Here is an 18,726-nt window from a genome sequence, read left to right on the forward strand (position 1 = left end):
TTCTTCCGCTCAGCCCGCGAACCAGCGCACGGGGCGCGGAGCGAGGTTCTGGTAGATGTGCTTGGTCTCGCGGTACTCGGCGAGCCCCGTCGGGCCCAGCTCACGGCCGGTGCCCGACTTCCCGAAGCCGCCCCATTCGGCCTGTGGCAGGTAGGGGTGGAAGTCGTTGATCCACACGGTGCCGTGGCGCATCCGTCCGGCGACGCGGCGGGCGCGGCCCGCGTCGGCGGTCCACACGGCGCCGGCGAGGCCGTACTCGGTGTCGTTGGCCAGGGCGACGGCCTCGTCCTCCGTACAGAAGGTCTCGACGGTGAGGACCGGTCCGAAGATCTCCTCGCGGACGACCCGCATCCGGCGGTTGCACCGGTCGAGGACGGTGGGGCGGTAGAAGTAGCCGGGGCCGTCCGGGCGTTCGCCGCCGGCCCGGAGCACCGCTCCCTCCTTCAGCGCGGACGCCACGAAGTCCTGGGTCCTGGCGAGCTGCTGCGCGGAGACGAGCGGACCGCACTCGACACCCTTGTCGGTGCCGCGTCCGAGCCGGATCTTCTCGGCCCGGCGCGCGAGTTCGGCGACGAAGCGTTCGCGCAGCGACTCCTCCACGATGAGGCGGGAGCCGGCGGAGCAGACCTGACCGCTGTGGATGAAGGCGGCGTTGAGCGCCTGGTCGACGGCGGTGTCGAAGCCTTCCTCGGTCGCGCAGGCGTCGGCGAAGACGACGTTGGGATTCTTGCCGCCGAGTTCGAGAGCGACCTTCTTGACGGTGTCGGCGGCGGCGTGGGCGACCTTGGTGCCGCTGACGAGCCCGCCGGTGAAGGACACGAGGTCCACGTCGGGGTGCTCGGCGAGGCGCGCGCCGACGGTGTCGCCGGGGCCGGTGACGAGGTTCGCGGCACCGGGCGGCAGTCCGGCCTCCATCAGCAGCTCCACGAGCGCGACGGTGGTCAGCGGGGTGATCTCGCTGGGCTTGATCACAAAGGTGTTGCCGGCGGCGAGTGCCGGGGCGACCTTCCAGCTGGCTTGGAGCAGAGGGTAGTTCCAGGGTGTGATCAGCGCGCAGACCCCGACGGGTTCGTGCACGACAACGCTGTGGATGTCGTCGGACCCGGCGTCGACGACGCGGCCGCCGCTCTCGTTCATGACGAGGTCGGCGAAGTAGACGAAGGCATCGCGCACGCAGTCGACGTCGGTGCGCCCCTCTTCGAGGGTCTTTCCGGCGTCCTGGCTCTCCAGGCCGGCGATCTTCTCCCGGTCCCGCTCCAGCAGGGCGGCGACGCGCCGCAGGAGGGCGGCGCGTTCGGCGACGGGCGTACGCGGCCAGGTCCCGTCGTCGAAGGCGGCCCGCGCGGCGGCCACGGCGTCGTCGGTGTCGGCGGTGCCGCCCTCCGAGACGACGGCGAACACGCTCGCGTCGACAGGGTCGATGATCTCGCGCGTGGCTCCGGAGACGGCTGAGCGCCATTCCCCGCCCACGTGGATGGTCTGTTGTGCTGTCGACACGTCGTGTTCGGCCTTTCGTTCCCGTTTCGTCCTACACCGGTCACAACCCGGCGATCTGGCCGCCTGCCCGGGTATCCGAAAACCATGCGCAACGCTTAACGGAAAGTGCTCTGCCTCACATTGACTGTGCGACGTGGGTCACTCACATGATTCGTGCGACGTGGGTCACTCGCACCGCCCGTACGACGCGGTGATTCACGCCGACCGTGCGACGTGGGTCACTCGCACCGCCCGTACGACGCGGAATCACTCGCACCGCCCGTACGACACGGTGATTCACGCCGACCGTGCGACGTGGGTCACTCACACGCGTTCCACCCGGCCCGGTGCCGGTACGCACTCCCAGGACCCGGCTCGGCCCGTCGCGGCAGGCCCCTCTAGGGTCCGGATCATGACCATGACCTTCAGCGAGCCGTTCCTCCGGCTCACCGAGGAGCACTCCGCGTGGGGTGCCGAACAGCTCGAAATCTTCAACGAGTTCCTGCCCATGGGCGAGTGGAGCGCCGACCTCGGGCAGTGCCTGTACCGGCAGTCGGGTCGTGAGCTGAGGATCTCGCTGCTCGGCACGTTCGACACCGACGATCAGTCGTGGCTCTGGGCGTGGGCCAACCCCGGATTCGAGGGCACGCCCGTCGTGCGCGCCGCCGAGGAGGTGCGGCGGTACGGCCAGGCGAACGGCCTGCGGGAGTTCACCGACGACCTGGTCCGCCTGGCCGGGCACGACGACCCCCGCCGTGCCGCCGAGACCCTGGCCTTCGCCGCCATGGGCGTCCTCGGCGCCACCGGATACATCGGCGTCGAGGCGAACGCCTCCGCCCGCGCCTACCTGGTCCCCGACGACCTCCAGGTACCCCGCGCCGAACCTGACGCGATCACGCTCCCCCGCGTGCTCCTCACGGGCGCGAGCCTGCTCGGCGGCTCCGCGTCGCGGCGTGTCGTCGAGGGCTACTTCGCCCACCACGACCTGCCGGTGCGCCGGGCCGCCGACCGCATGAGCGCAGGCCTCCCCGACGGCGGCACGGTGGACGTCCTCTTCGACGACCTCGACCGCATCGCCTCGGTGAGCATCAACACGGGCGACCCGCGGCCGATCAGCTGAGAATTTGAGGGCACGGAAGATCGCCCCTCAGCCGGTGCGGTGAGCAGGCGACGAGGCAGACCGAGAGGAAACGCTGCCCGGTCAGCCACCAGCCACCGACGACATCCTGCCCATCGGTGAGCCGTGCCCGTACGGCAGCGAGCCGCTGCTCGACGACGTCGCGCTCGTGCCTGTCCGTGAATGCGTTTGTATGCGCCCGAACCTGCGTGCCGTACCAGCCGGCCGCCTCGCCCGGGTCCGTCCACGTCCCGCGTACGAAATGCTCGGGCTTCAGCAGCCATTGCGCGACCTCCAGCGGCGGCAGCGGGCTCGCCCGGAACTCGGGATGCACCTCACGCCGTGGTCCGTCACGGTGCAGGTCGAAGCCGCTGCCGAGCCAGGTGTAGCCGTGGTGATGTCTGTCCATCGTGCCTCTCATACGCCGGGCGGGGCGGCCTCGGCAGCCGCCCCGCCCCCTTCACTCGGCGTCACTGACGCCCGCAGCCGTCCCCGTCCCCACAGCCGCCGCTCTCGCCGCCGCCCCCGCTGTCGTCCTCCGGGTCGGCCTTGACCGTGTCCATCCGGTAGCGCATGGTGACCTCCAGTGCGCTCAATCGGTCCCAGGCCCTTCCCCGGACCGCCGTGCACCTGCGATGGGCCCACTCCACGGGCCCGCCCTGCCCCGGCCGGGGTTTCCTTGGCGGGGTTCGCCGGCCGGTGGCGGGGAGCCTTCAGGGCGCCATGCGCCGGCGTAGAGCGTTGGCCAGCGCGGCGGCGGGCGTCAGCGCGGCGGGCACGCGGGGTGCGTGAGCGGGGCAGGCGTAGACGTTGTGGCCGGGACCGCTCGCGGCGTGGACCTCGTCGACGAGGACGGGGTCAGGGGTGAGTGCGCCACACCGGTAGCAGTACTGAGGGGTCATGCGCGGCCTCCGCAACGAGGGCGTTCGACGTTGCGAAGAGCGTCGGCTCACGGCGGAGTGCGGCTCAATGAACTTGCTGCTGCTTGCAGCGGTTCACCCGAGCACGCCGATGGCCTCTGCGATCAGGCTTCGGGCCTGCGGCCCATAGCAGGCCATCCCGGCCAACTCGGAGAACATACATGTGTAGGCAGCGATCTCGCTCGGCTGCCTGACCGTCACTTCCGCAGTGGCGAGTTCCACCAGCACGCGCTCGTCGTCGAAAACCCAGAAACCCTCCAGGGGCCACATGACGCGGTCGGCGGACATGGGAATCACCCCGAAGCTGACCTGCGGAAGGGCGGCGATCTTCAGGAGGTGCCCAAGTTGTGCGGCCATCACCTCCGAGCCGCCGAAACGAGAGCGCAAGGCCGTCTCCTCGACAAGCAGACCGAAGCGCCGAGAGGCGTCGTAGAGAACCTTCTGACGGGTGATGCGCACTGCCACCGCCTCGTCCACGTCATCGGGAATGAGGCGGAACGCGGCGATACGGCTCATGATCGCGCGGGCATATGCCGCGGTCTGCACGAGACCCGGAATCACGCCGGGTTCGTAGACACGGAAGTGGCGCGTCCTCTCGTAAAGCGGCACGCGCGATTGCTGGATCGGCCGCAGCCCTTGCTGCTCGACACGACGCCACTCGACATACATCTCCTCGATGTTGTGCGACGTGGCAACGAGATCCTGGTGCGCATCCGGTACGCCGCAGACCACGGCGTACCGGAGCAGGTCCTCCTCGGACGGAGCGGTGACCCCGTTTTCTATCCGGGAAGCCTTCGACTCGCTCCAGCCGGCCTCCGCCGCGAAGGCGCGGGCTGTCGTGAACCCTGCCTGTTTTCGCAGCTCACGAAGCCGGTTGCCGAGCGTCTTGCGGGCTTCCCGGACAGCGGAGGACGGAGACGTGGGCACGGTCAGGAAGAGATCTTGTACTGCTCGTGCGGGACGGCGCGTTCCCACACTGCTTCGAAGGCGTTCGTGCAGAGTTCGAGAATTCTGGCGTCCCGTGTCAGTTCCATCCAGTCGTCGGGGCTCTCCCCGTCGCCGGTGAAGTGCAGGACCAGTACCAGTTCGTTGTCGAACACCCAGAAGTCGTTGCCGGGAAACGCGATGTCGGTCGCGCGACGGCGGGGAAGCCACCGGATCTGTTCGCCGGCTGCCACGTTGGCGTCGGAGTAGTGGTACTCGAATTTGATGTAGTCGGACTCCGGCACCGAGAACACCCGCGCGCGACGGATGGCGACGCCCCGCTCCGTGGCCTGGCGAACCCATGTGAGCCACTTCTGGAACGAAGTGTCGTTGGCCGTCAGATCAGCTGCCCGAACCCCGTTCTTCCACTGAATGTAGTCCGGATCGGAGGTCATGTAGCCGTCGCGCATTTCAAGATGGATGGCCGAGTGACGCGCGGAGGCCAGCAGTTCCTCAAACGTCGACGTCTGCGCCACTCTGCATCTCCTCGAAGAACTGCACCATACGACGCGGGATTTCCACGACCGTCTCGTGCCCCGGGATGTCCATCTGCGACAGTCGCTCGTCGTCCCGGACCTTCCATCCTTGAACCAGATAGTTGTCCGTCTCGTCGTCCAGGTAGACGGTCGGAGACCCGCCTGTCTTGGACTCCGGGTCCTTACCCAGCCTACGCAGTGCCATGGCCTCTCCTCTGATGGAGCCGATGATCTGCAGTCAGAAGCTTGCACTCGAATCGGCTGTTGTGTCATGGAACTTGCACGCACTTGCACCTCTTCGAGGTTCGAGCCCGAGTGACCGTCCAAACGGTCAGGAGCCGCAGGGTTCGGAATCGCGTTGCCCGCCCTGCACCGTCATGCGTCCGACGGCCTCCAACTCCCCGAGGTGGTACGTCAACGCGAGGCGCATGCGCTCCAGTTGCTCGGCCGGGCGTTCGGGCCCGATGCCTGCTGGCAGCCCTGCCCGCAGCTTGCGACGGGCCTCGCCGACCGAGGCGAGGGCGAGGCAGCGCCCCTGTTCGCCGGCCGGGAGCGCGAGGGCCAGTTCCTCGACCTGGCCGACGAGCAGCCCGATCTGCACGCGCAGCAGTTGCACGAGCTCCTGAGCAGCGCCGCGAAAACCGCAGGTCGCACCGGATGCGGGATTTCCAGGATCCGGCGCCTCGCCGGGCGGAAATTCCGCAGGCCCCCTAAAGAAGCGGAGCAAGAACTACCCAACCTCCCCTCCAACTCCCCTCGTCACACGATCAGGTGACGGGCTGGCATATGCCGGGAAGGGCGCGGTACGTTCACGCCGACAACACCAAAAAGAAACGGCCCCCGGCGGGACGGCAATCCCGGTCCGAGGGCCTGTTCACCAGGAAGAGGAAACCTTCCCGATGACGTCAGCGCAGTCTACCGCGCCCCTTTCCCGTGGTGTGGTGCATGTACGCCACCGCCACAAGGACAACTTCACGGTGGTCGGCAACCACCTCGCCCAGCACAAGACCCTCTCCGCCGCCGCCCGTGGCGTCGCGCTCTACATCCAGTCCGTCAAGGACGGCAAGCGGGTCTCGATCGAGGCCCTGTCGGAAGAGTTCCCCGACAGCCCCGACCGCCTCGCGAAGGCGCTCAACGAGCTCGAAGCAGCGGGATACCTGAGCCGCGTGAAGCACCGCGCGCCCGGGCAGCGGATCTGCACCCGGACGACGTACTACGAGTGCCCTGGCGCCCGGCCGCCGCTGCGCCGCGTCAGTCTCGTCAAGCAACCGAAGCGCTGCCCTCGCCGCCCCGACCTGCCCAGTCTCGGCGAACTGCTCCACCAGCCCGCCGCCCAACTCCTCGCCGGTCTACGCTCGTTGGACCCTCGCCTGACGCTCTCCGTCCGCGACGTCGCCGACCTCGCGCCCGCGGTCACCGCCTGGCTAGAGCGTGGCGTCCCGGGCCCGCAGGTGGCCCGCACGCTCGCCTCCGGGCTGCCTGCGGGCACGCTGTACCACCCGGCCCGCGTGCTGGCGTACCGCCTGGAGAACTGGCTGCCACCGGAGTTGCCACCGCTCGCGGCGCCGGTCGGGGTGGTCCCGATGCAGGAGTGCGAGGGCTGCGAGCGGCCCTTCAGATCTCCGGCACCAGGCCGCTGCCGCAACTGCCGACCAGACGCGAGCTGAGGTATTCACACCTATTCTGCGTCCGCTGCCGTCGAGCAGGCCGTGGCCTCCGGCATCGACTGGCGCCACGCCCATGCCGTCTACGCCGCGGTGTCCGGCACGATCGAAGGCCAGGTTCTCGGCGCGACACCCGAGGTGTACGACGGAACCAGCGTGTGGGTGGTCGATATCGGGAAGCCCTGACCTCGCGCAGCGGCGGTGATCGGCGACGGGGACGGGGCACCGGAACGACCGGGTATTGACGTCGGACGTATCGGGAGGAAACTGGTCTTTACACCGGACAACCGGAGAGAGCCGCACTCGTCGGAGGAGACGTCCACCGGCCCGCGTGACCTTTCTCTCGGCTCTGGCCAGGCCCCCGGCGGCCTGCCCGGGAGACGTGCGATCGGCGACGACCGAGGCGCACGGAAATCGGCGCGGACTACCGGGGACTGCTCTGTGTCCCCACCGGGACGCGGGGTGGGCGAATCACCCGTGGAGCGCGAGCGGGAAACGCCGCCCCCGGCGGCCGAAGCCAACCGGGGGCGGGAACCGCTGTGTGCGGTATGTCAGATGAGGCCGAGCTCGCGGACCGCCGCGCGCTCCTCCTCCAGCTCCTGCACGGACGCGTCGATGCGCGTACGCGAGAAGTCGTTGATCTCCAGGCCCTGGACGATCTCGTACTTGCCGTCCTTGCAGGTGACCGGGAAGGAGGAGATCAGGCCCTCCGGGACGCCGTAGGAGCCGTCCGACGGGATGCCCATGGAGGTCCAGTCGCCCTCGGCGGTGCCGTTCACCCAGGTGTGGACGTGGTCGATGGCGGCGTTCGCGGCGGATGCGGCCGAGGACGCGCCACGGGCCTCGATGATCGCGGCACCGCGCTTGGCGACCGTCGGGATGAACGTGTCGGCCAGCCACGCCTCGTCGTTCACGACCTCGGCGGCGTTCTTGCCCGCGATCTCCGCGTGGAAGATGTCCGGGTACTGGGTCGCCGAGTGGTTGCCCCAGATGGTCAGGCGCCTGATGTCGGAGACGGCGGCGCCGGTCTTGGCGGCCAGCTGCGAGATGGCGCGGTTGTGGTCGAGGCGGGTCATCGCGGTGAAGCGCTCGGCCGGTACGTCCGGAGCCGCGGCCTGCGCGATGAGCGCGTTGGTGTTGGCCGGGTTGCCGACGACGAGGACCTTGATGTCGTCCGCGGCGTTGTCGTTGATGGCCTTGCCCTGCGGCTTGAAGATGCCGCCGTTGGCGGACAGCAGGTCGCCGCGCTCCATGCCCTTGGTGCGGGGGCGGGCGCCGACGAGGAGGGCGACGTTGGCACCGTCGAAGGCCACGTTCGGGTCGTCGGTGATGTCGATGCCCTTGAGCAGCGGGAAGGCGCAGTCGTCGAGCTCCATGGCGGTGCCCTCGGCGGCCTTCAGGCCCTGCGGGATCTCGAGCAGGCGCAGCTTGACCGGCACATCCGCGCCGAGCAGGTGGCCGGAGGCGATGCGGAAGAGCAGCGCGTAGCCGATCTGGCCGGCCGCGCCGGTCACGGTGACGTTGACGGGAGTGCGGGTCATGGCGATCTCCGTAAGACAGCTGGCGGTGGGCAACACTGCCCCTCGTGCGGGACGTCTCGTCCACGCCTACCTGAATCTTGACGTGAAGAGAATTCCAGCGGTCAGGCTATCCGACCCGGCCCCGGCCCAACCCTCACCCCCTTGTGGCGCGGCTCACCCGTTCACGCGCCTCCCAGGCTGTCCGGCGGGTCGTCGGGGGCTCCGGCCACGCGGGGCGGCTGCGGCGTGCTCGCTGACGCGAGCGTGGTGCCGCTGGCGCGGCGACGGCCGCGGCCATCACTGACACCCGCGCATCGAGCGCTGCCGCCAACGGCAGACGGCCGGCGCGTGGCCGCTCACACTGACGGGGGACGCCTGGCTGTGCGGTCGCTGACCCCGACAGGGGTGCGTCCCCCCTACTGGCTGACCCGGGGGACGCCACGTGCGCGGCAACGGCCGCGGCCATCACTGACGCCCGCGCGTCGAGCGCTGCCACCGACGGGGAACGCGCCTCGCACATAGGCGCTCACACCAACGGGGACGTGGCTGCGCGGTCGCTCACCCCGACGGGGGTGCGTCCCCCTACTGGCTGACCCGGGGGACGCCACATGCGCGGCAACGGCCGCGGCCATCACTGACGCCCGCGCGTCGAGCGCCGGCCGGCGCGTGGCGACTGCGCGTCGAGCGCTGCCACCGACGGCAGACGGCCGGCACGTGGCCGCTCGCAGGGGCGCCCACGGCAGGCCGCGATCGGCGGCGAGGACGCCGCGCCCCGCCGCATGCCCTCTTGCCCCCGGCGTCGTGCCACCCTGCCGCCTCGACAGCCCCCGTCGTCAGGCGTCGCCGGCTCGCCGGGCCGCACGACGGGGGACGCCTGGGCAAGCCGATTGCGCGAGCGGGACCACCTACCGCCGGTCGGGCCTCCAGCACACGCCCGCCGCATCCGCCGCTGACGCGAAATGGGGGCCGCCCGCAGGCGGTCGCTGATGCCGACGGGGAATGCGTGCCGCGTGATCGCTGGCGTGTGGTGCCACGACGTCGGCGTGGTGCCCCTGCGCTTCGGCGGCTGCCGCACATGGGAACGCCTGCCGCGTCGTCGGCGAGCGAGCGCCCTGGCCGCCCTCCGTAGCGGAACGATCACACCGTGGCGGAATGGTCACCTCCGTGCCACAGGCCGCACCCGTCACTTGATCGGCTTTGGCGCGTCCATGACTCTTGAAACACGACGGCGCCCGTCCTCCCTCGGGGGAGAGGACGGGCGCCGTTCACCGTTCGTGCGGGCCTGCGGCCGCTATCGCACCGTGAAGTGGACGGCGTCCTCCAGGATGGGAATGTCCAGCCACGGCTTGGGCTGTGTCACCAGCGCGAGCAGCACGATCGCCACGCCCAGCACCCCGTACGTGATCATGTCCGTGAAACGCGAGCGCACCGCGAGCATGCCGACCGAGGGCAGGACGCGCCGCAGGACGGCTCCGGTGATGAGCGCGGCTCCGATGAGGATCGCGCCGATCCGGAACGCCTCGGCGAAGGCGTCGGTGCCGACGATCAGCACACCGACCGCGGTCATCCCGAGGACGGTGAGCAGAGGCCACTGCCGCGCGGGCGCGGGCGCGTCCTTCGGCGCGGCACGCCCGCCGCCCTCGGGCCGCGCGGTGTCCCGTGTGACGGCGGGAGGCCGCCGTGAGGGCTTCTTCTCGCCGGAGCCGTCGGAGTCCGCGGGCGCCGCGGCCCCGGACACGTCGGGCACGACGGCCCCGGACACGTCGAACGCGACGGCCCCGTTGGTCACGGCCCCCGGCTCGGCGGCGCCCGCAGGCGCGACCCGCTCGTCCGCCGCGTCCGCGGCATCCGCCGCGGCGGCGTCTCCGTCAGGGACCTCGTTGGTGCGTACGCCCATGGGGTCGGCTCAGCCCTCGGCCTTGGCCGACGCCGCGCGCTCGGCCGCCTCGACCACGTTCACCAGCAGCTGCGCGCGGGTCATCGGGCCCACGCCGCCCGGGTTGGGGGCGACCCAGCCGGCGACCTCGGCCACGCCCGGGTGCACGTCGCCGACGATCTTGCCGTTCTCGTCACGGCTCACGCCCACGTCCAGCACGGCCGCACCCGGCTTGACGTCCTCGGGCTTGATCAGGTGCGGTACGCCGGCCGCGGCGACGATGATGTCCGCCTGCTTCAGGTGCGCCGACAGGTTCCGCGTACCGGTGTGGCACTGCGTCACCGTGGCGTTCTCCGACTTGCGGGTCAGCACCAGCGGCATCGGCCGGCCGATGGTGATGCCGCGGCCGACGACGACCACGTTCGCGCCGTTGATCTCGACGCCGTGGTGACGCAGCAACTGGACGATGCCGTACGGCGTGCAGGGCAGCGGGCCCTCGATGCCGAGCACGAGCCGGCCGAGGCTCATCGGGTGCAGGCCGTCCGCGTCCTTGGCCGGATCCATGAGCTCCAGCACGCGGTTCGCGTCGATGCCCTTGGGAAGCGGGAGTTGCACGATGTAGCCGGTGCAGTCGGGATTCTCGTTGAGCTCCCGTACCACCGCCTCGATCTCCTCCTGCGTCGCGGTCGCGGGCAACTCGCGCTGGATGGAGGCGATGCCGACCTGCGCGCAGTCGCGGTGCTTGCCGTTGACGTACCAGCGGCTGCCCGGGTCGTCCCCGACGAGCAGGGTGCCGAGGCCGGGGGTGGCACCCCTCTCCTTGAGGGCCGCCACGCGGGCGGTCAGATCGGACTTGATCGCGGCTGCGGTGGCCTTGCCATCGAGAATCTGGGCAGTCATGCCCCCATCCTCCCGGATGGACCCGTCCCGGTTCCAATCCGGTCCGCCGCCGTCTCGCCCTTCGGGCGAACAGCAGGTTGCACTTGCACAACACATGCGGATACCGGCTGGACAAAAAGGCGACGGAAATACGACGATGATCCGCGCAGTGCCGCGGGCAGTGCCGGGGGGCCAAAACAGTAAATACCATGCAGTTCCTCCGCTCGGACCGCGCAGTCCCCGCATTTCCAACGGAGGAACCCCGCCATGAGCTTCGGCGACCCGAACAACCCGTACGGCCAGCCGGGCCAGCCCCAGGGCCAGCCCGGCTACGGCTACCCCCAGGCCCCGCCGGTCCAGCCGTACGCCGGTGGCTACCCGACCGGTCCGACCGAGATGCCGGGCATCACCAAGGCCGCTCGCATCTTCCTGTACGTGATCGTCGTCTGCCAGGTCGTCGTCGCCGGCATCTACGGCTACACCCTGTCGAAGATCGACGAGTCGGCTGCGGGTCTGGATGGCACCCAGAGTGAGGCGTTCGCCGACTTCGGCAAGGGGGTGATCGGCTTCCTGATCGTGCTGGCGCTGGTCTTCGCCGCGCTGGGCCTCGCGCTCGCCCTCAAGTACTCGAGCGGCGCCAACGGCGTCCGGGTCTGCTCGATCGTGTACGGCGCCTTCGCCATCATCAGCGGCATCTTCACGATCCCCGTCGGCATCATCACGTTCATCGTGGCGATCCTGCTCGTCATCTTCGCGTCCAAGAGCGCCTCGGCCGAGTGGTTCAAGCGCCCGCGCCACTGACGAACGCACCTCACGTGCGAAGGCCGTGAACCCCGCTCCGGCAAGGGTTGACGGCCTTCGGCTGTTTCCCGCCACTTCCGTGCCACTCCGGCGGAATGGCGTGCACCCTGGACGTCCGCTGTCGTCGAGAACCCGTCCCGATACCGAGCCGGCCGAGCGGGAGCCGGCCCTGCCTCGCAAGCCGCGCTCGCCGCGGCTCAGCCGGAGGCACGACGGCCTGACGATGGACGATCCGGACCATCCCGAACCGGACGGCGCCACCGTACTGGTGCTGGCGGGGGCCCGCTGGTGAGCAACTGAGCAACCAGCGGGCCCCTGGCCGTCTGTCGGCGGAACCTCAGTGGAAGAAGTGCCGCGTCCCCGTGAAGTACATCGTCACGCCCGCCTTCTTCGCCGCCTCCACGACCAGCTCGTCGCGGACCGAACCGCCCGGCTGGACCACGGCCTTGACGCCCGCGGAGGTCAGGATCTCCAGGCCGTCCGGGAAGGGGAAGAACGCGTCGGACGCCGCGTAGGAACCGCGTGCGCGCTCCTCGCCCGCCCGCTCCACGGCGAGCTTCGCCGAGTCGACGCGGTTGACCTGGCCCATGCCGACGCCGACCGAGGCACCGTCCTTGGCGAGCAGGATCGCGTTCGACTTGACCGCGCGACAGGCCTTCCAGGCGAACGCCAGCTCGGCGAGCTCGTCGGCGGACAGCGCCTCGCCGGTCGCCAGCGTCCAGTTCGCCGGGTCGTCACCGTCGGCCTGGAGGCGGTCGGTGACCTGGAGCAGCGCACCGCCGTCGATCGGCTTGAGCTCGACCGGGTTCGCCGGGGCGCCTTCGGCGCGCAGCACGCGGATGTTCTTCTTCTTGGCCAGGACCTCGACCGCGCCGTCCTCGTAGCCGGGCGCCACGATGACCTCGGTGAAGATCTCGGAGACCTGCTCTGCCATCGCGACCGACACCGGACGGTTGACGGCGATCACGCCGCCGAATGCGGACAGCGGGTCGCAGGCGTGCGCCTTGCGGTGCGCCTCGGCGACGTCCGCGCCGATCGCGATGCCGCACGGGTTGGCGTGCTTGATGATCGCGACACACGGCTCGGAGTGGTCGTACGCGGCCCGGCGCGCCGCGTCGGTGTCCGTGTAGTTGTTGTACGACATCTCCTTGCCGTGCAGCTGCTCGGCCTGGGCGAGGCCGCCGGCGCCCGAGGTGTAGAGCGCGGCGGGCTGGTGCGGGTTCTCGCCGTAGCGCAGGACGTTCTCGCGCTCCCACGTGGCACCCAGGAAGTCGGGGAAGTCGCTCTCGTCAGCGGGCGCGTAGGAGGACGCGAACCAGGAGGCGACGGCCACGTCGTACGCGGCGGTGTGCTGGAACGCCTCGGCCGCGAGCCGCTTGCGGGCCGCGAGGTCGAAGCCGCCGCCGCGGACTGCCGCGAGCACGTCCGTGTACCGCGCGGGGCTGGTGACGACGGCTACGGACGGATGGTTCTTGGCGGCGGCGCGGACCATGGAGGGGCCGCCGATGTCGATCTGCTCGACGCACTCGTCGGGGCTCGCGCCGGAGGCGACGGTCTCCTTGAACGGGTACAGGTTGACGACGACGAGCTCGAACGGCTCCACGCCCAGCTCGGCGAGCTGCTCACGGTGCGCGTCCAGGCGCAGGTCGGCGAGGATGCCCGCGTGCACACGCGGATGCAGGGTCTTGACCCGGCCGTCGAGGCACTCGGGGAAGCCGGTCAGCTCCTCCACCTTGGTCACGGGGACACCGGTGGCCGCGATCCTGGCAGCGGTGGAGCCGGTGGACACCAGCTCGACGCCCGCCTCGTGCAGCCCGCGGGCAAGCTCCTCAAGACCCGTCTTGTCGTAGACGCTGACCAGTGCGCGACGGATGGGCTTGTTACCCGACTTATTCACCGACATGAACCTTTCGTCCCTCAATGCGGTAGCCGTGCCGGGCGAGACGCCCCACGACCTCGACGAGCAGCGAACGCTCGACTTCCTTGATGCGCTCGTGCAGAGCGGCTTCGTCGTCCGTGTCCCGTACCTCGACCACGCCCTGGGCGATGATCGGTCCGGTGTCGACGCCGTCGTCGACGAAGTGGACGGTGCAACCGGTGACCTTCGCGCCGTACGCGAGCGCGTCCCGCACTCCGTGGGCACCGGGGAAACTGGGCAGCAGCGCGGGGTGCGTGTTGACGATGCGCCCGCCGAACCGCGCGAGGAATTCCTTCCCCACGATCTTCATGAAACCGGCCGAGACGATGATGTCCGGCTCGAAGGCGGCGGTGGCCTCGGTCAGCGCCGCGTCCCACTCCTCGCGGGTGGCGAAGTCCTTCACCCGGCACACGAAGGTCGGCAGCCCCGCACGCTCGGCGCGCTCCAGACCGGCGATCCCTGTCCGGTCCGCGCCGACGGCGACGACTTCCGCCCCGAACCCTTCGGGATCGGCGGCGATGGCGTCGAGGAGGGCCTGGAGGTTCGTGCCCGATCCGGAGACCAGGACGACGAGGCGGGCGGCAGCCACGGGGGACTCTTTTCGCGTTGCGGTGCGGCTTTGTGTGGTCGTACGAACGAATCGCATCCCTGGATACGGGGAACTCTACGAAGGCGCCGACCGTCAGCAACGATACCGGCACTCAGCACGGCCCCCACGGGACGGGGGCGTGGCCGGGAGGTAGCGTCTGGGGACAGAGCACGCGCCCGGGCGCGCTCGACGACGGGCATGACGAGGGGAAGACGTTCACCAGATGCCGGACCGACGCCACCGTACGGACCTCCTGTTGCTGCGGGAGCGCCAGTCCACGGACGACGACAATCCCTTCGCGCCGCCGCCGGAGGGCCGACCGGACCAGCCGTGGCAGCCCCGTCGGCCCCTGAACGACGGCTCCTCCTCCGACGGCGGCTCTTCGGGCTCTTCGGGCTCTTCGGGCTCTTCGCCGGACGCCGGCTCGGACGGCTCGAACGGCTCGAACGGTGCCGACGGCGGGAACGGCTCGAACGGTTCCCGCTGGGGCAGCCAGTGGAGCAGCCGCCAGCCGGGGCGCTCCCCGGGCGGCTTCGGCACCCGTCCCGGTGACCGGCGCGGCGACCAGAACCGACCGGAGGGCGGCGGCCCCGGGCCCGGCGGCATGCGCTGGGATCCGACCGACCCGGTCCAGCGCAGGGCGCGGTACGCACTGCTCGGCGGCATGTGGGCGTTCTTCTTCGCGCTGTTCGACTTCCCGGAGATCGCCCTGCTGCTCGGCGCGCTCGCCGTGTACTGGGCGATCAGCTCCCTGCGCGCCAAGCCCCGGCGCACGGCACCGGAAGTGGCGACGACCGGTGCGCCGACGCCTGCGCCCACGCAGCCGTCCCAGTCGAGCAGGCCGCAGATCACGGCGGCGATGAGCGGCCTGGTGATGGCGGGCATCGCCCTGCTGATCGTGGCCGCGTCGTTCACGGCGCAGCTGGTGTACCGCGACTTCTACACGTGCGTGGACGACGCTCTCACCAAGTCGGGCCAGCTGGCCTGCAACGAGCATCTCCCCGAGCCGCTGCGGGATGTGATGGGCGTGAAGGAGTAGCGCCGCCGAGGACCATGCGACGGCCCGGACCTCGATCGGTCCGGGCCGTCGTGCTCTCCGCGTCAGTCCGTGGCCGGGGGGACGTCATCGGATCCGGGCGCGGCCTCGGTCTTCGCCTCGGTCCCGGTGGGAGGCGGGTCGGCCGTCGGCTCCCCGGCGGCCTCGGTTCCGCCGGGACGGGCGGGCGTCTCCTCCCTCGGCGTGGCGCCCTCCGGGGCGCCCGTCACCGGGGGACCGGCCGGAGGCTGAGGTGCGCCGCTGCGTGCGCTCCAGGTGTCCACCGGAAGGAAGTCGTACGGCTCGAATTCGTCGTCCGCCTCCACGTCCGATTCCGGGTCCGGATCCGCCTCCGAGTCCGGATCCTTGTCCGGGACCGCTGAGAACTCGGGGGCCGTCGCCGGGAGCAGCACCGCATCCGGCAGGCCCCGCCCGGGACCGGCGCCGGGCCCCTCGCCCGCGGTGGCCCCCCGTACGCGCCAGGCGCGCAGCGCCACGGCGACCGGGACCGCGACCGCCGACGTCCAGAGCAGCGCCGCTGCGCCCGTGAGCCACCACACCGGCCCGAAGTCCGCCAGTCGTCCCCTGCCGAGCGGGCCACCTGACGCGGCGGCGAGCACGGCCATGAGCACTCCGCAGCCGACGGAGGCCAGCAGGGCCGTCAGCGCGGTGCCGCCGCACGTCCACGCCTCCTCGCGCTCCCCGTACCGCGGCGCCGCCGCATGGACCGTGCCCCAGGCGACGAGCAGGCCCGCGGTGAACGGGACCGCGGCCGCCGCCCAGTGCAGGGGCGTTCCGGTGCCGGCGCCGGGCACGGCGGCGAGCAGCGGGAAGTCCGGGAACGCGGGTGTGCCGGTCAGGGCGAGCGGAGTCGCCGTCGCGCCCGTGCCGAGGGCGAATCCGGGGCCGAGGCCGTAGGCCGCGCCCCACACGGCCGCGTTCGGGAGCAGTGCCAGGGCCAGCAGGACCACGGCCAGTCGCCCGGACCAGTCACCGGCGAGGTCGAGCAGGGACGTCTGTGCGGCCGACCCGTGCACGACGAGGGAGACCGTGACCAGTACCGCTCCCCCGGCCACCAGAGTCAGCGCGCCCATGGCAGCCGCCTGCAGAGCCACCGCGACCCGGCTGCGGGCGAGGGCGATCCGCAGCCCCTGCGGCAGCCCGGCCGGCAGCGGGCCGAGCGGGCGTCCGCTCGCCGTCCACACACCGCAGGCGGCGGCGACGAACGCCAGGAGCGGCAGGTGCACCAGCGCGCTCAGCGGCTCGGCCGCGAGCGGGCCACCCGCCGCGTAGAGCACGACAGGCGCCCCGACCATCACGTATCCGGTGGTCACTGCCGTCAGCACGCCCGACGGGGACGCCCGGGGACGCGAGTCGTCGGGCTCCAGCGCATCGCGTGCCGCACGGTGCGCCAGCCACGCCGGCAGCGCGACGAACAGCAGCGGGACGACCCCCATCGGTGTGGGGAGCTGGGAGAGGGTCTCCGTCCGGACGAGTTCCGCGCCGTGCGCGAGGAGCCACAGCGCCGCGGCGACGTGCAACGCCCCGCCGGGGCCACTGTCGGGGAACGGCGAGCTGATCCACATCACCATCACGAGCACGGTGATCGTGCCGAGGCCGAGCCCGGCCGCGGTCGCACCGCGCACGACTCCGGCGACGAGGGCCGCCGACGCGCCACCCTGCACGGCGACCTGAGTGTGCGGCAGGGGCGGGCTGTGATCGGTCAACTGGGTCACGCGGCCATGCTGCCAACGACACGCGCTTTCACCGGGTAACAGGTGAATGACCGTTGTGTCGCTCAAAATACTTTTATGTCATTTTCTGCCGAGTGCAGTGCTGCATGGAGTCCCGCATGACACAGAGCGACACACAGCCCGCGTCCGGGCCCCCTCTCCCTCCGCCCAAGGAGCGGCGCAGGCTCCGCGAGGCGAAGTCGCTGGCCGAGACGCAGCTCGCCAAGACACTCGGCGTCACGCCCGCCACGATCAGGTCCTGGGAAACCGGCCGCACGAATCCCCAGGGCCACAGGCGCGAGGCATACGCGAAGCTGCTCGCCGCCTTCGCAGCGGAACGGTCCCGGACGCCGGCCTCGCCGAAGCCGGCCGTCTCCGAGAGGCAGGCCGCTGACCCGCCCGTCGACGAAAAGCGGGTCTCCGACGAGCCCGGCCCCGAGAGGCGGTTCGCCGACAGGCCCGGCCCGGAGGAGCAGGTCGCCGACGAGCCCGGCCCGGAGGAGCAGGTCGCCGACGAGCCCGCCGAACAGGAGGGAGCGACATCTGCATCGGCACCGGCAACGTCGGAGCCGGCGCCGGTGCCCGAGCCGGTGCCGATGCCGGTCGATCCCGATCCGGTGCCGGTGCCGATGCCGGTCGATCCCGATCCGGTGCCCGAGCCCGTCCGGGCAGGGGTCGCCGCGCCGTTGCCGCCCGAGCCCTCGGGCGCCGCACTGCGGCAGCCTTACTGGGACCCGGTCCCGGTCGGGCCCGAGGCGTCGCTGCTCGCTCCACCCGCCGGGCCGACGCCGGCCGAGGCGTTCGACACGCTCTACGCGTACGCCGCGCCCGCTCTCGTCCGCCAGACCTACCTGCTCACCGGCCGCCGCCGCCTCTCGCACGAGTCCGTCGAGCGCGCCTTCCATCTCGCCTGGCAGCGCTGGCCCGAGGTCGCCGTCGACCGGGAGCCGACAGGCTGGGTGCGGGCGGCCGCGTACGAGTACGCCATGTCCCCCTGGCAACGCCTGCGCCCCGCCCACCGGCACCCCGACGAGCCCCCGGACGACCCGGCCGGGCGCGCCTTGCTGGAGGCGTTGCAGGAACTGCCGCCTGCCTACCGCCGGACCCTCCTGCTCTACGACGGTCTGGGGCTCGACCTGCCCGAGACCGCCGCGGAGACCGAGGCGAGCACCCCTGCCACCGCGAACCGTGTCCTGAACGCCCGCGCCGCCGTCGTCGAACGGCTGCCACATCTCGCCGAGACCACCGTGCTCCAGGACGAGCTCAGGGCGCTCGCCGACCTCGGCCCCACACCCTGTCTGATGCCCGCCGCGGCGGTGCGTACCAGCTGCGAGCGCCGGGCCGAACTGTGGACCAGGGCAGTCGTGATGGCGACCACGCTGATCGTCGTGGCGACCGCCCTCGCGCTGCTCACCTCGCCCCGGCGGTACGAGCCGCCGCTGCCTCCGACCCGGCAGGTCGAGGGTGTACCGGCGCCGCACAACGGGCCGCAGCGGCTCAGCGTCGAGCAGACGAAGCTGCGCGACAAGCTGCGCGCCGAGCCGGCCGCGGGGCCGCAGAGGCTGCTGCCCGGTCTCGGCTGAACGCCCCGCCCGAACGTGCCGCCCGAGCGCCGGCACGTACTGGAAGGTGCGGTCGTCCGGACGGAGCCGGCCCGGTCGGACACGACCGAAAGGACGTGATCAGGACACATCCGGCGCGGTCAGACGCGACCGGAAGAACGTAGTCCGGACACAG

General features: G+C 71.1%; 20 protein-coding genes. 6 read left to right on the plus strand and 14 right to left on the minus strand.

Features of this window, described 5'->3' with window-relative positions:
• Window positions 1-9: 9 nt before the first annotated feature.
• Entirely contained in the window at window positions 10-1,497 is a 1,488-nt protein-coding gene (locus ACH5AF_RS33530; RefSeq protein WP_398907083.1) for an aldehyde dehydrogenase family protein, read from the minus strand.
• Between the two features lie 391 nt (window positions 1,498-1,888).
• On the opposite strand from ACH5AF_RS33530, the gene ACH5AF_RS33535 reads away from it, so the two are divergent.
• Complete coding sequence (locus ACH5AF_RS33535) at window positions 1,889-2,596, plus strand: DUF6882 domain-containing protein (protein WP_398907085.1); 708 nt, start codon at window positions 1,889-1,891, stop codon at window positions 2,594-2,596.
• On the opposite strand, the gene ACH5AF_RS33540 is transcribed toward ACH5AF_RS33535, so the two are convergent.
• The 7 genes from ACH5AF_RS33540 to ACH5AF_RS33570 form a co-directional block, all read right to left on the minus strand.
• A complete protein-coding gene (locus ACH5AF_RS33540) occupies window positions 2,589-3,002 on the minus strand; it encodes a hypothetical protein (RefSeq protein WP_398907086.1) in 414 nt (137 codons plus the stop codon). The two genes, ACH5AF_RS33535 and ACH5AF_RS33540, sit on opposite strands and share 8 nt — an antisense overlap.
• A gap of 61 nt (window positions 3,003-3,063) precedes the next feature.
• Window positions 3,064-3,189, minus strand: a complete 126-nt coding sequence (locus tag ACH5AF_RS33545) for a hypothetical protein (RefSeq protein WP_398907088.1) — start codon at window positions 3,187-3,189, stop codon at window positions 3,064-3,066.
• Window positions 3,190-3,306: 117 nt separating this feature from the next.
• Entirely contained in the window at window positions 3,307-3,495 is a 189-nt protein-coding gene (locus ACH5AF_RS33550; RefSeq protein ID WP_398907089.1) for a hypothetical protein, read from the minus strand.
• Window positions 3,496-3,588: 93 nt separating this feature from the next.
• Window positions 3,589-4,440 (minus strand): helix-turn-helix domain-containing protein, encoded by an 852-nt coding sequence (locus ACH5AF_RS33555; protein WP_398907091.1) that lies wholly within the window; start codon window positions 4,438-4,440, stop codon window positions 3,589-3,591.
• Window positions 4,441-4,442: 2 nt separating this feature from the next.
• The gene (locus ACH5AF_RS33560; protein ID WP_398907093.1) at window positions 4,443-4,973 is read right to left on the minus strand and encodes a DUF6879 family protein; all 531 of its coding nucleotides are present in this window, start codon (window positions 4,971-4,973) and stop codon (window positions 4,443-4,445) included.
• Window positions 4,951-5,178 carry a hypothetical protein gene (locus ACH5AF_RS33565; RefSeq protein ID WP_398907095.1) on the minus strand — a complete coding sequence of 76 codons (228 nt, stop codon included), beginning with the start codon at window positions 5,176-5,178 and terminating at the stop codon, window positions 4,951-4,953. The genes ACH5AF_RS33560 and ACH5AF_RS33565 overlap by 23 nt, the downstream gene beginning before the upstream one ends.
• Before the next feature lie 126 nt (window positions 5,179-5,304).
• Window positions 5,305-5,589: a DUF6415 family natural product biosynthesis protein gene (locus ACH5AF_RS33570; RefSeq protein ID WP_398907096.1), complete on the minus strand. Its 285-nt coding sequence runs from the start codon at window positions 5,587-5,589 to the stop codon at window positions 5,305-5,307.
• Window positions 5,590-5,872: 283 nt separating this feature from the next.
• On the opposite strand from ACH5AF_RS33570, the gene ACH5AF_RS33575 reads away from it, so the two are divergent.
• Together ACH5AF_RS33575 and ACH5AF_RS33580 are read left to right on the plus strand one after the other, a co-directional pair.
• The gene (locus ACH5AF_RS33575) at window positions 5,873-6,640 is read left to right on the plus strand and encodes a helix-turn-helix domain-containing protein (RefSeq protein ID WP_398907097.1); all 768 of its coding nucleotides are present in this window, start codon (window positions 5,873-5,875) and stop codon (window positions 6,638-6,640) included.
• Between the two features lie 42 nt (window positions 6,641-6,682).
• The gene (locus ACH5AF_RS33580) at window positions 6,683-6,823 is read left to right on the plus strand and encodes a hypothetical protein (protein WP_398907099.1); all 141 of its coding nucleotides are present in this window, start codon (window positions 6,683-6,685) and stop codon (window positions 6,821-6,823) included.
• Between the two features lie 365 nt (window positions 6,824-7,188).
• On the opposite strand, the gene ACH5AF_RS33585 is transcribed toward ACH5AF_RS33580, so the two are convergent.
• The 3 genes from ACH5AF_RS33585 to ACH5AF_RS33595 form a co-directional block, all read right to left on the minus strand.
• A complete protein-coding gene (locus ACH5AF_RS33585) occupies window positions 7,189-8,178 on the minus strand; it encodes a malate dehydrogenase (RefSeq protein WP_215183485.1) in 990 nt (329 codons plus the stop codon).
• A 1,270-nt stretch (window positions 8,179-9,448) separates the two neighbouring features.
• A complete protein-coding gene (locus ACH5AF_RS33590; RefSeq protein WP_398907101.1) occupies window positions 9,449-10,054 on the minus strand; it encodes a DUF3017 domain-containing protein in 606 nt (201 codons plus the stop codon).
• 9 nt (window positions 10,055-10,063) lie between these two features.
• On the minus strand, window positions 10,064-10,933 hold the full coding sequence (locus tag ACH5AF_RS33595; RefSeq protein WP_398907103.1) for a bifunctional methylenetetrahydrofolate dehydrogenase/methenyltetrahydrofolate cyclohydrolase: 870 nt from the start codon (window positions 10,931-10,933) through the stop codon (window positions 10,064-10,066).
• Between the two features lie 246 nt (window positions 10,934-11,179).
• Between ACH5AF_RS33595 and ACH5AF_RS33600 the strand changes: the two genes are divergently transcribed.
• On the plus strand, window positions 11,180-11,713 hold the full coding sequence (locus ACH5AF_RS33600) for a hypothetical protein (RefSeq protein WP_398907104.1): 534 nt from the start codon (window positions 11,180-11,182) through the stop codon (window positions 11,711-11,713).
• Window positions 11,714-12,050: 337 nt separating this feature from the next.
• Here the strand turns inward: ACH5AF_RS33600 and purH are convergent, their stop codons facing one another.
• The gene (purH, locus tag ACH5AF_RS33605; protein ID WP_398907106.1) at window positions 12,051-13,616 is read right to left on the minus strand and encodes a bifunctional phosphoribosylaminoimidazolecarboxamide formyltransferase/IMP cyclohydrolase; all 1,566 of its coding nucleotides are present in this window, start codon (window positions 13,614-13,616) and stop codon (window positions 12,051-12,053) included.
• Complete coding sequence (gene purN, locus ACH5AF_RS33610) at window positions 13,603-14,220, minus strand: phosphoribosylglycinamide formyltransferase (RefSeq protein WP_398907108.1); 618 nt, start codon at window positions 14,218-14,220, stop codon at window positions 13,603-13,605. The genes purH and purN overlap by 14 nt, the downstream gene beginning before the upstream one ends.
• A gap of 223 nt (window positions 14,221-14,443) precedes the next feature.
• On the opposite strand from purN, the gene ACH5AF_RS33615 reads away from it, so the two are divergent.
• A complete protein-coding gene (locus ACH5AF_RS33615; RefSeq protein ID WP_398907110.1) occupies window positions 14,444-15,259 on the plus strand; it encodes a hypothetical protein in 816 nt (271 codons plus the stop codon).
• Window positions 15,260-15,321: 62 nt separating this feature from the next.
• Here the strand turns inward: ACH5AF_RS33615 and ACH5AF_RS33620 are convergent, their stop codons facing one another.
• Entirely contained in the window at window positions 15,322-16,992 is a 1,671-nt protein-coding gene (locus ACH5AF_RS33620; protein ID WP_398907112.1) for a DUF6350 family protein, read from the minus strand.
• A gap of 116 nt (window positions 16,993-17,108) precedes the next feature.
• On the opposite strand from ACH5AF_RS33620, the gene ACH5AF_RS33625 reads away from it, so the two are divergent.
• Window positions 17,109-18,572, plus strand: a complete 1,464-nt coding sequence (locus ACH5AF_RS33625; protein WP_398907114.1) for a sigma factor-like helix-turn-helix DNA-binding protein — start codon at window positions 17,109-17,111, stop codon at window positions 18,570-18,572.
• Window positions 18,573-18,726 lie beyond the last annotated feature (154 nt).

This window comes from Streptomyces sp. NPDC018833 (assembly GCF_044390825.1).
Lineage (GTDB): Bacteria > Actinomycetota > Actinomycetes > Streptomycetales > Streptomycetaceae > Streptomyces.

Excerpts from the sequence above, each read along its gene's own strand:
- ACH5AF_RS33535 (WP_398907085.1), top strand. The coding sequence starts at position 1,889 with ATGACCATGACCTTCAGCGAGCCGTTCCTCCGGCTCACCGAGGAGCAC.
- ACH5AF_RS33540 (WP_398907086.1), bottom strand. The coding sequence starts at position 3,002 with ATGGACAGACATCACCACGGCTACACCTGGCTCGGCAGCGGCTTCGAC.
- ACH5AF_RS33550 (WP_398907089.1), bottom strand. The coding sequence starts at position 3,495 with ATGACCCCTCAGTACTGCTACCGGTGTGGCGCACTCACCCCTGACCCC.
- ACH5AF_RS33565 (WP_398907095.1), bottom strand. The coding sequence starts at position 5,178 with ATGGCACTGCGTAGGCTGGGTAAGGACCCGGAGTCCAAGACAGGCGGG.
- ACH5AF_RS33575 (WP_398907097.1), top strand. The coding sequence starts at position 5,873 with ATGACGTCAGCGCAGTCTACCGCGCCCCTTTCCCGTGGTGTGGTGCAT.
- ACH5AF_RS33585 (WP_215183485.1), bottom strand. The coding sequence starts at position 8,178 with ATGACCCGCACTCCCGTCAACGTCACCGTGACCGGCGCGGCCGGCCAG.
- ACH5AF_RS33590 (WP_398907101.1), bottom strand. The coding sequence starts at position 10,054 with ATGGGCGTACGCACCAACGAGGTCCCTGACGGAGACGCCGCCGCGGCG.
- ACH5AF_RS33595 (WP_398907103.1), bottom strand. The coding sequence starts at position 10,933 with ATGACTGCCCAGATTCTCGATGGCAAGGCCACCGCAGCCGCGATCAAG.
- ACH5AF_RS33600 (WP_398907104.1), top strand. The coding sequence starts at position 11,180 with ATGAGCTTCGGCGACCCGAACAACCCGTACGGCCAGCCGGGCCAGCCC.
- purH (WP_398907106.1), bottom strand. The coding sequence starts at position 13,616 with ATGTCGGTGAATAAGTCGGGTAACAAGCCCATCCGTCGCGCACTGGTC.
- ACH5AF_RS33615 (WP_398907110.1), top strand. The coding sequence starts at position 14,444 with ATGCCGGACCGACGCCACCGTACGGACCTCCTGTTGCTGCGGGAGCGC.
- ACH5AF_RS33625 (WP_398907114.1), top strand. The coding sequence starts at position 17,109 with ATGACACAGAGCGACACACAGCCCGCGTCCGGGCCCCCTCTCCCTCCG.